The 9,056-nt window shown below is 63.3% G+C and carries 7 protein-coding genes and 1 pseudogene; 7 read left to right on the top strand and 1 reads right to left on the bottom strand.

Translation table 11 applies throughout. The features are described from left to right. Positions 1 to 256 (bottom strand): transposase (locus tag BM075_RS25140; RefSeq protein WP_342741278.1); only part of this gene is annotated, 256 nt, incomplete at its 3' end. 1,044 nt (positions 257 to 1,300) lie between these two features. On the opposite strand from BM075_RS25140, the gene BM075_RS23665 reads away from it, so the two are divergent. The 7 genes and pseudogenes from BM075_RS23665 to BM075_RS23695 all read left to right on the top strand — a co-directional run. Further along, a complete protein-coding gene (locus BM075_RS23665; RefSeq protein ID WP_093363072.1) occupies positions 1,301 to 2,230 on the top strand; it encodes a DUF2493 domain-containing protein in 930 nt (309 codons plus the stop codon). Between the two features lie 131 nt (positions 2,231 to 2,361). After that, entirely contained in the window at positions 2,362 to 3,378 is a 1,017-nt protein-coding gene (locus tag BM075_RS23670) for a nucleotidyltransferase family protein (RefSeq protein WP_245758967.1), read from the top strand. 538 nt (positions 3,379 to 3,916) lie between these two features. Continuing rightward, positions 3,917 to 4,123: a hypothetical protein gene (locus BM075_RS23675; protein ID WP_093363073.1), complete on the top strand. Its 207-nt coding sequence runs from the start codon at positions 3,917 to 3,919 to the stop codon at positions 4,121 to 4,123. A 519-nt stretch (positions 4,124 to 4,642) separates the two neighbouring features. Next, positions 4,643 to 5,236: a transposase gene (locus tag BM075_RS23680; protein WP_093363074.1), complete on the top strand. Its 594-nt coding sequence runs from the start codon at positions 4,643 to 4,645 to the stop codon at positions 5,234 to 5,236. Continuing rightward, complete coding sequence (locus BM075_RS23685) at positions 5,223 to 7,556, top strand: relaxase/mobilization nuclease domain-containing protein (protein WP_093363075.1); 2,334 nt, start codon at positions 5,223 to 5,225, stop codon at positions 7,554 to 7,556. The genes BM075_RS23680 and BM075_RS23685 overlap by 14 nt, the downstream gene beginning before the upstream one ends. A gap of 8 nt (positions 7,557 to 7,564) precedes the next feature. Further along, positions 7,565 to 8,725: pseudogene (locus BM075_RS23690) on the top strand (type IV secretory system conjugative DNA transfer family protein); the annotation flags it as partial. 64 nt (positions 8,726 to 8,789) lie between these two features. Beyond that, the coding region (locus BM075_RS23695; protein ID WP_143089878.1) for a transposase at positions 8,790 to 9,056 on the top strand (267 nt) is incomplete at its 3' end.

Below are 9,056 nucleotides of genomic sequence, written 5' to 3' on the forward strand. Positions count from 1 at the left end.
CAACCGGCGCGAAGGCCGTCGGCTCATCCGACATCTCGGCGGCGGGCAGGACCAGCTTGCCCTCTTTGGCCAGGCATCGCCACGCCGACAACTGGTTCGGCTTCATCCCGTAACGCGCCGCCACGGCGTTGACCGTCGCGCCCGGCTCAAGTGTCTCCGCGACAGCCTGTGCCTTCACCTTCTCCGGCCACCGGCGGTGCCCGCTCTCGAAGATCTCAACTCCCAGCGATCTGAGAAACGCAGTCTGAGCATCCATTGCGAAACGCACTCCCATCTTGAGATGGGTATCACCTCGCAGTCCGCGCCGACGCAGACAACGTGCCGCTCAGACACCGCTTACTCTAAGTCGGCCATTGGCTTGAGATTTGTTGAGAACAGAACTTCCATGATACTACGTTACTTTCTATTTACATGCGGCATCTTGAGTCGATTCTTGAGACCAATTCATCCTACTGGCCGAACGCACGTAGAGAGAACTGACATAGTGCGAATGGTAGCCGACCAACTAAAAATGCGTGGCTTACCACCTACCCTCTATTGCCCCTATATCTCACGCCAATGCCTCGGCGGCTAGGTCTGATTCAGCGGATCCAAATCCTCGAGCGGGCGCCGCGTGAGAGGAGGTTGCCAGGTACTTGCGTTAAACAGACTCGCGCAGATCGCAACGAATGACCACAATTCGCCCATCACGTCGAATGCTTGGAAAAGTAATCCTTATAGTCGGCAGCGGCGTCGCCAGCACATCAACCTTGGGCTAAGCCTTGCGGCCTCCCCAGCTCGGCTTCGCGTGTCGCAGGGGAGAACGGCCCTTCGGTCCGTCGCGCATTCGGCCATGCGGCCTCACCGCGGTGTTGCGCCTGGCATCCCGGTTTGCCCGCCTCGCGAGCACGTCCCTCCCCGGCCGCTCCGCCGGTTTGCGCTCTGGTCTGTTTTGGCCCGAGGCCAAAACGATCCCGCCGCTCCATCCGTCTGCCGCGTCCGGTCGGGCCGTTTGCCTGCTCGTGTCGGGCAAACCTACCGTCAAAACACACACACATGAGTGCGGAAGCATATCCTCCGGATGGCCCCCAAATCAGCCCGCGTCAAGGATCGCAAAACTTTTCGGCGAGGACGGGGCCTGTGGCATGGGGCGGTCCCTTGCGTGAGCGCGCGCATGTGTCGGATGCCGCGCTCGGAAAACTTTTGCGCCCGGCAAGCCGGCGGCTGCGCCGTCCCTGACCCGGGCAGATTCGGAAACCAGGCATTCGGCCATGCCCCACACTCACGTGGTGGCCTTGGAACTGAATACTGGAGACCAGACATGGCTTACGACACAGCAAACACCTACGAGACCATCGAGCTTTTCGGACTGACCGAGAAGGACGCGCAGCTGCCGATCCCGGAAGATCACATCCTGACCGACCGCATCATCCGCGAGAGCTTCGAGGCTTTGCTCGGGCCGCTGCGCGCAACCGGGCTCGAGGCGGAAATCGAACCGCTGGCCCATGGGCTCGCCACGATCCTGCAGCGCCGCAAGGTGGCGCTTGGCAAGGAGGTCGACCGCACCGCCGACAAGATCGGCGCGCTGGCAAAATCCCACGACGGATCGGAGATCGCCGAGACCGCGCTCGAAGAGGCGCAGGCGCGCTTTGTGCAGCTGCGCGAGATTGTCAGCGCCATCGAGGTGATGAGCGAGGCAGCGGCGGAATGCTACGAGATCGAGACGGGCCACGCCTACATCCCGGCAGCCGGCTCGCGCGCAAGCGTCCGGGCGAAAGAGACCGGGGCGGTCTTCGAGGCACGGCAGCTCCTGGAGCAGCACGACCGCGAGACTGCCGAGAAGTCGAAAGTCGAGGGGGTGCCCCTGATCGTCTCAGGCGCCACCGACTGGACCGATGTCGATGTGATCTTCAACACGCTCGACAAGGTTTGCGAACGGATTAAGCAGAACCGCAACCAGGAGATCTTCCTCTGCCACAAGGGTGGCAAGTACGGGGCGGAGATGATTGCGGCTCGGTGGGCCCGGGCACGCGGCGTCGCACAGGCGCGCTTTGATCCTCGCTGGTCCGCGCATGGGCGGGCGGCACCGTTCAAGTGCAACGACGAAATGCTCGACGACAAGTTCGCGGCGACGGGGGTTGTCCTCTTCGGCGGCAACGGGGTCGCGCTGAACCTCGGGCAGAAGGCGGAAGCGAAAGGTCTGACGGTCATGCGGGTTGCGGACCCGGCGAAGAAAACTGCGGAGACGTGAGTTGCGAGGGTCGCCTTCGGGCGGCCCTTTCGTTGTTTCTCATGCGCGTGGCGGGGCCCAAATTGCTTTGCCTAGCATTTTCCTGTTTTGATAGGTATATGTGTGCCAAGCAAAACTTGGAAATGATTGGCATGACTCCACTCAGCAGCATCGCGATGAGCGCCTATACCGATCTGGTACGTCTTTTGAAGGACGACGCTTTGTCCGGTGTCGAAGGCAAGCCGACTCTCAAGGAGCGCGGCGACAAGGCCTATTGGTACGCAGCCCGGCGTGTCGGCACCGAGATGCGCTTCATCTATATCGGCGAGGACAGTGACGAGACGCGTGCACGTATCAACCGGATTGAGGAGCTGCGCTCGACCGCCAAGGATCGGCAGGCGGAACGGTCTCGGCTTGTCCGCCTCTTGCGCGCCGAAGGCATGACCCCCACCGACCGGGCAACCGGGTCCATCCTGTCGGCCATGGCCGCAGTAGGGACATTCCGGTTGGGTGGCACCATCGTCGGAACCAATGCATTTCGCCTCTATGAAGGCGAGCTTGGTATCCGTCTGCCAATTGGCGGTATGGCCAATACTGGCGACATCGACATCGCGCAGTTCGAGAAGCTCAGCGTTGCGTTGCAGGATCAGGTCGACCCGGGTCTTGCCGAGACGTTCTCGGCGCTCAAATTCGATCCTCTGCCATCTCTTGACCAAGGTCGGACATGGCGATGGGCCCAGGGTGGCAGCGGCCAGTTGGTCGAGTTTCTCACACCGGCGTTCGGAGATGAGACCCTCCGTGATCTGCCAGCCTTGGGCGTGAACGCCCAAGGACTGAACTATCTCAACTTCCTGATCGCTGAGCCGATCCACGCGGCGGCGATCTATAGATCCGGCGTTCTGGTGCAGGTGCCCCGCCCGGAGCGTTATGCAGTCCACAAACTGATCATTGCCGACCGGCGCCGCGATGGGGCAGGAAGCCTGAAATCCGCGAAGGACCGCGAGCAGGCGGCTTTCCTTATCGAAGCGATGGCCGAGGACCGGCCCGATGATCTGGCTCGGGCCTATGCCACCGCAATGGAGGTTGGGCCGCGCTGGCGGGAACACATCGGCAACTCGCTGAAGCGAATGCCTGATACCAGGGGGATGCTCGACAGCTTGGGCGCGTGATGGCCATAACGGGGTCGCCTTCGGGCGGTCCTTTCGTCATATCTCATGGCGCGTGCGATCGGTCACACTTATCTGCATCTCACGGCGTCCAGCACCGTCATCCCTCTACCCGGTCCGTCAGAGTTCGGCCCATCCGCATCGGTACGGGCTGGGGATGGTGCGCACATCGCACATCGTCAGCAGCGCAAGACCGAGGGGTCGAGACGTCGCACTTGAGGCTGCAGACCTGCACAACCCTCGGGTGGTGTTGCGGAACATAGCTCCCACGCGGGCGGGCTCCGTCAGCACCCCGGCCAGGCTCGACGGGACGCGGACGCGGATGGTGGCGGTTGCGTGATGGCAAGGGTCATCCGGGTCTCTCCTTTTTGCTCATAGATGTGGATCGCACGGGGTCGGCCCAATCGTGCCCTCAGCTTGCGCTTCGGCAAGCACAAATACGGCTTCCACGCCTTTGCCGCGGACCCTCCGCATTTGCGCTTGCGACCGGGCCTCTTGCCCCCGTGCCGGGTGATCCCCATCGCAACAAGGAGTAACCCAAATGACCAATCACTACGTCGCCACCGTCCCCGTCAATTTCACCGATACCGATGGCCAGGAGCGCACCCGTTTTCAGCGCGTGGGTGCGATGTTCCGCAACACCCGCAACGGGGACGGATCGGAGTTCTTCAGCCTCAAGCTCGACTTCCCGGTCGCGGTCTCGGAGCTGGTGATGTTCCCGCCGAGCGCGAAAGATCCCCAGGACTAAATCCTCTGACGAGGATGGGCCGCCCCAGGACGATCTTGGGGCGGCCCGATCCCTGTTCCAGGGATGCCGGTCCCTGCGCGTTCAACGGACGCACTCCGCCCGAAATGATCAGGCCGCGACAGACCGGCCAGTCAGCCTCAAGGGGGCCATCCACAAAAACCGGCAGGCCAGGGCCTCTCGGTTTTTGCGGCAGAGATTTGGCAAGCCAAATCTGGCCCTCCTTGACCCTGCCTGTCCGCCCTGTCGGTGGGGTTTGCGCCCGCACGCGGTTCCGTCCGAACACATGCGTGTTCGGCCAGACCCTCGGGCGGGGCTGGCGGACGGGACCCCTAGGACAGGTGGGTCGCCCGGTGGTGAAGGCGGCAGAGCCGCGTCCCTGCGGGCCGCGGCGTGAAGCGGACACCAAGGCTGCCTGAGACTGAAGGCGACGTAAGTATATAATTGACAGCTAGGTATATTATCGTAAGGTAGGGGCAGCCTTGGTGGAAGGTGGCAGGAAATAGGGGGTCTTTCTTCCGCATGTCCCGAACAAAACGCCTGACAGAGATCGAGAAGATGCAGATCGTCCGCGAGGCCGCGGAGGGTGTGTCGACGGCCGAGCTGGCCGAGCGTTTCGAGGTCACATCGCGGGCCGTGCGCTACGTCTTGAAAGCCGATGCCGAGCGCCAGACCGATGCTGCGATCCCGGTTTCCGCCGTCAGTGTGAAGGTGACGGCCGCGGAGCTTGAAGCCCTCGACGCGGTGTTGGCGAAGGTGGGGATCGAGAGCCGGGCCGAGGGGCTGCGGCGGCTCATTCAGGCGGCAGGCGGGGTGTTCGTTCCGGACGCGCAGATGGCGGCAGAGATGGCGCGCTACCGCGCTTCACTGCACGAGGTCGGCAATGGGGTCGCGCAGATCGCCAAGCAGATGACGCGGGCCAACCGGATGGGGAAGGGGGCCGCGGGGGGCACGCGTGCCGAGTTCACCGAATTGCGCCTTGCCCAGATGCGCGGGTTGGCGCGGTTCATCCTGGATTCTGCGGACGAGATCGATCTGCTTCTGCGCCGCCGTCGGGACGCGATACAACTGCAGGCCACGGCCGCGCTGAGGGAGTTTGCCCATGCGGCTGAATGATGCCGTCCACGCCGTCACGGGCGAGGTCTTCCGGGACGGCTGGAGCCGCGTCCGGGGCTCGATGCAAGGGCTGCACGTGGCCAAGCAGAGCCAGCTTGTGCGCGCGGCGGCCGGGCACCGTCCGGCGGTCTTCAAGGCGATCCGGGGCGGGGGTACGCATACCAAATCGCAGCTCTCAAACCAGCTCGATTACCTCACCACGAAGTCGACCCATATCGTGGACAGCAGTGGGTTTCTGGATGGCAAGACGAAGCTCGAGGCGGGTGACATCAAGGACCTGACCGAGCGCTTTGCCAAACGGTGGGATGCGGGCTTCAAGCCCAAGCTGGGCCAGACCACACACATGCTCATGTCCTTCCCCATCGGCACGCGCGGGGAGGATGTGCGCGACATCGCGACGGACGTGGCCGAGCGGTTCTTCCAGACCGATGAGGGGCATTTCGACTACATCATCGCGGTGCATGAGGACCGCGATCACCCGCATGCGCATCTGGTGCTGAACCGCCGCTCGCAGGAAGGCGAGTTCTTTTTTCTGGGGCGCAACCATCGCTTCAACTATGACGACTTCCGCCTCGCCATGGTCGAGGAGGCCGAGAAGTACGGTGTGCGCCTGGAAGCCACGCGGCGGGTGGATCGCGGGGTTGTGCATTACCCGGCCCGCACAAGCGAGGTCTACGCTGCGAAAGAAGAGGGCCGCGCGCCTGTTGAGCGGGAGCGTGTGGGGCAGGACCTGACGCGGACGCTGGCGGAGATCGCCAACACCAGAACTGTCTATCACTCGCTTGCCGCGGAGGCTTCGCGTGAAGCCCGCGAGGATATTGCCGCAGCCCTCTTCCGCGCGGGCGAAGTGCTGGCGCGCGGCGGGCAGGTGGACCGAACAGGAGATGTGTATATGGCCGAGGATCAAAGTTTCGAGGATCTGAGAAGCCTCTATGCCGAGAAGCTCGCGCGGGTGCAGGGCATGATCGCTGAGAAGTCTGACGCGGAACGTCCCGTGCTGGAAAAACGCCTCATCGAGATCCAGACGCAGGTCCAGCACATGCAGCCACTTGGTTTGCGATCATCCACGCTGTCAGAGGCCCCCTCGGAGGGCGGGATCTATTCCGAGGCGAACATCGACACCAGCCGGCTGGACCGTCTGGCCGAGCCGGACTTGCGGTCGCGCATAGACACCGCACTACGGGGCACCGGGATCAGCACATCGGAAGTGGTGGCCCGGATCGAGACCGGGGCCTCGAGCGCCGCGCTCGAGCATCAATGGATCGCCAATGATCTCTCCAAGGTGGCCGAGGCGCGCGATCTGAACCTTGAACGCCGCGCTGATCTGGAACAGGCGCGAGACAGTCTCAACGATGTGCATGTCGCGCTCGGCACGCTCTTGGAACGGGAAAACGTGCTGCGCCGGGATGGCGTCATGGAAACGGAAACGGACAGCGAGCGGTTCCATTATCATGAGGGCGCGGTCCGGGCGATGGAAGGGACAATCCGTCAGGAGATGCGCGCAGAGGGCCTGACCGCGCAGCAGATCGAGGACCGGGACCCAGAGGTTGTCTCGCGGGCGGAGCGCCGGATCGAGACGGAGCAGCGTGCCTATCTCGAGGCACATCCGGAGCTGCTCGCACGTCCTGGCGATGTGATCGACCGGTCTGAGCCCTACAGGGAGACCATCACCGATGCGGCCCGCGCCAGCGAAATCACCCGCGAGGTCGACCGGATCATGGAGGCACGCGACCTCCGCACGCCTGTTGCAGATGCGGTCGCGGATGACGTCTCGGAGCGCTATCCGGACATGCCGTCCCACCTCGCCCGCGGGCTTGGCGCGACCTATGCGGCCGTTGTGGAGATACGCGACACGGAGGCCATCAATCAGGTCCGCCGCGAAACCGAGTTGCGCGACGGGCTTGGGTTTGGCACGCGCGACGCACTCCTCGCAGCCCGCGGTGAAACTGCTTCGCAGTCTGACCGTGCCGACCGCCTTGCAGACGAGATTGCGCGTGTTCTGGACCATGAGCGGGCGGGGGAGTTGTCCGCGCCCTTCGAGACCGAGGCGGAGCGGGACGCCTTCCGCGAGGAGATCGCGCGGGTGCTGGATGACCGCCAATTGGGCCGCCTCACATCCGGCGATGCCGATGCGCTGGACAAGGTTCTCGAGGACCGCCTCGACCGGTTTTATGTCGCCAAGGTCTACCTGCAATCGGATGCAGCAACGGCCAACACGGAGGCCTTGCGCCAGGTGGTCGATGATCTTGCCGACACCGAATACGAAAAACACCGCACCACAGACGTGGATGGCGAGACCGAGCGGGGTCAGGTCCATTGAGCGCCTCCATGGGAAAAGCGCGGATCGCCACAGGCGTCCTGTTGGTGACGCTTGTGACCGGGGCCATGGGCTATACCATCGCCTCGGCGGTGCTGGCCTACCAGGATCTCGGCTTCGGGGCCGAGATCGACTTTGCCTATATCGCGCAGAACTATCTGGCGATCCTTGATCGCCGACCGGAGGACGCGCAACTTATTCACCTGATCATCGGCAGCTTCGCGGCTGCCGGCCTGATGCTGAGCCTCGCCCTCTCGGGCTCCGCCCTCACACGGTTTGGCCAGACCCATTGGCAGACCGAGCGCGAGATGAAGGCCAATGGCTTCTTCGGGGCGCCGGGCACCGGGTTCATCCTCGGCAAGCTGGGGCCGCCGGGCTCCCGCGCCAACTACATTTGCTCCAAGGTCTTCCCCCATGCGCTGATCGTGGCCCCCACGGGCCGCGGCAAGACCACGGGCTTTGTCATTCCGAACCTGCTGACCTGGCAAGGCTCCGCCGTGACGCTCGATGTGAAGGGCGAGTGTTTCGAGGCCACGGCCCGGCACCGCGCAGCCCAAGGCGACAAGGTCTATCGCTTTGCCCCCACCGATTGGGAGGGCAAGCGCACGCATCGCTACAACCCGCTCCTGCGCATCTTTGAGCTGAAAGATCCCGCGCGCCAGCAGATGGAACTGCAGCTCCTGGCGACGCTTTTCCTGCAAAGCGACAATGACCGGGTGCAGGGGCTCCTCAAAGGCGGGATCGATCTCTTCGTGGCGGCAGGCCTGCTGGCCTTCCAGCGCAAGCGCCCCACCTTGGGCGAGATCTACCGCATCGCCGCCTCGGGCGGGAACAAGCAGAAGGAGTATTTCGCGCGGGGCCATGAGGTGGACAACAGGGCGGCCAAGCTGATCTTCACGCGGCTGGCCTCGACCAACAATGACACCCTGACCTCTTACGTCTCGCTCCTGATGACATCGGGGCTCGACCAATGGCAGAACCCGGCGATCGATGAGGCGACGTCCGTGTCGGACTTTGACTTCCGGACGATCCGCAAGAAGCCCTTTTCGGTCTATCTCGTGGTCCAGCCGCTGATGGTGAAGCCGCTCGCGCCGCTGATCCGGCTGTTTTTCTCCGACCTTCTCTCCGCCATGCAGGAAAAGGATCCCGGACCGGATGAGCCCTGGCCCGTAGGGTCAGGACCCATTGATTTCCGGGTAGGGGCGTGATTCACGGTCCGAAAACCGAGCGGTGAACATGTCTGATCTTTTCTGGCTGACGGATGCGCAGATGGCGCGTCTTGAGCCTTTCTTCCCAAAGTCCCATGGCAAGCCTCGCGTCGATGACAAGCGTGTTTTGAGCGGGATTATCTTCATCAATCGCAATGGCTTACGATGGCGAGATGCGCCGAGGGAATATGGCCCGCACAAAACGCTCTACAACCGTTGGAAGCGTTGGAGCGATAAAGGCATCTTTGCCCAGATGATGGTCGGCTTGGCCGCTGATCACGGCGAGCAGACGACG

Origin of the sequence: Tropicimonas isoalkanivorans (genome assembly GCF_900112335.1) — a bacterium.
Taxonomy (GTDB): Bacteria; Pseudomonadota; Alphaproteobacteria; order Rhodobacterales; family Rhodobacteraceae; genus Tropicimonas; species Tropicimonas isoalkanivorans.

Coding starts and splice junctions, on each gene's coding strand:
- BM075_RS23665 (WP_093363072.1), top strand. CDS start 1,301: ATGGCTTACGACACAGCAAACACCTACGAGACCATCGAGCTTTTCGGA.
- BM075_RS23670 (WP_245758967.1), top strand. CDS start 2,362: ATGACTCCACTCAGCAGCATCGCGATGAGCGCCTATACCGATCTGGTA.
- BM075_RS23675 (WP_093363073.1), top strand. CDS start 3,917: ATGACCAATCACTACGTCGCCACCGTCCCCGTCAATTTCACCGATACC.
- BM075_RS23680 (WP_093363074.1), top strand. CDS start 4,643: ATGTCCCGAACAAAACGCCTGACAGAGATCGAGAAGATGCAGATCGTC.
- BM075_RS23685 (WP_093363075.1), top strand. CDS start 5,223: ATGCGGCTGAATGATGCCGTCCACGCCGTCACGGGCGAGGTCTTCCGG.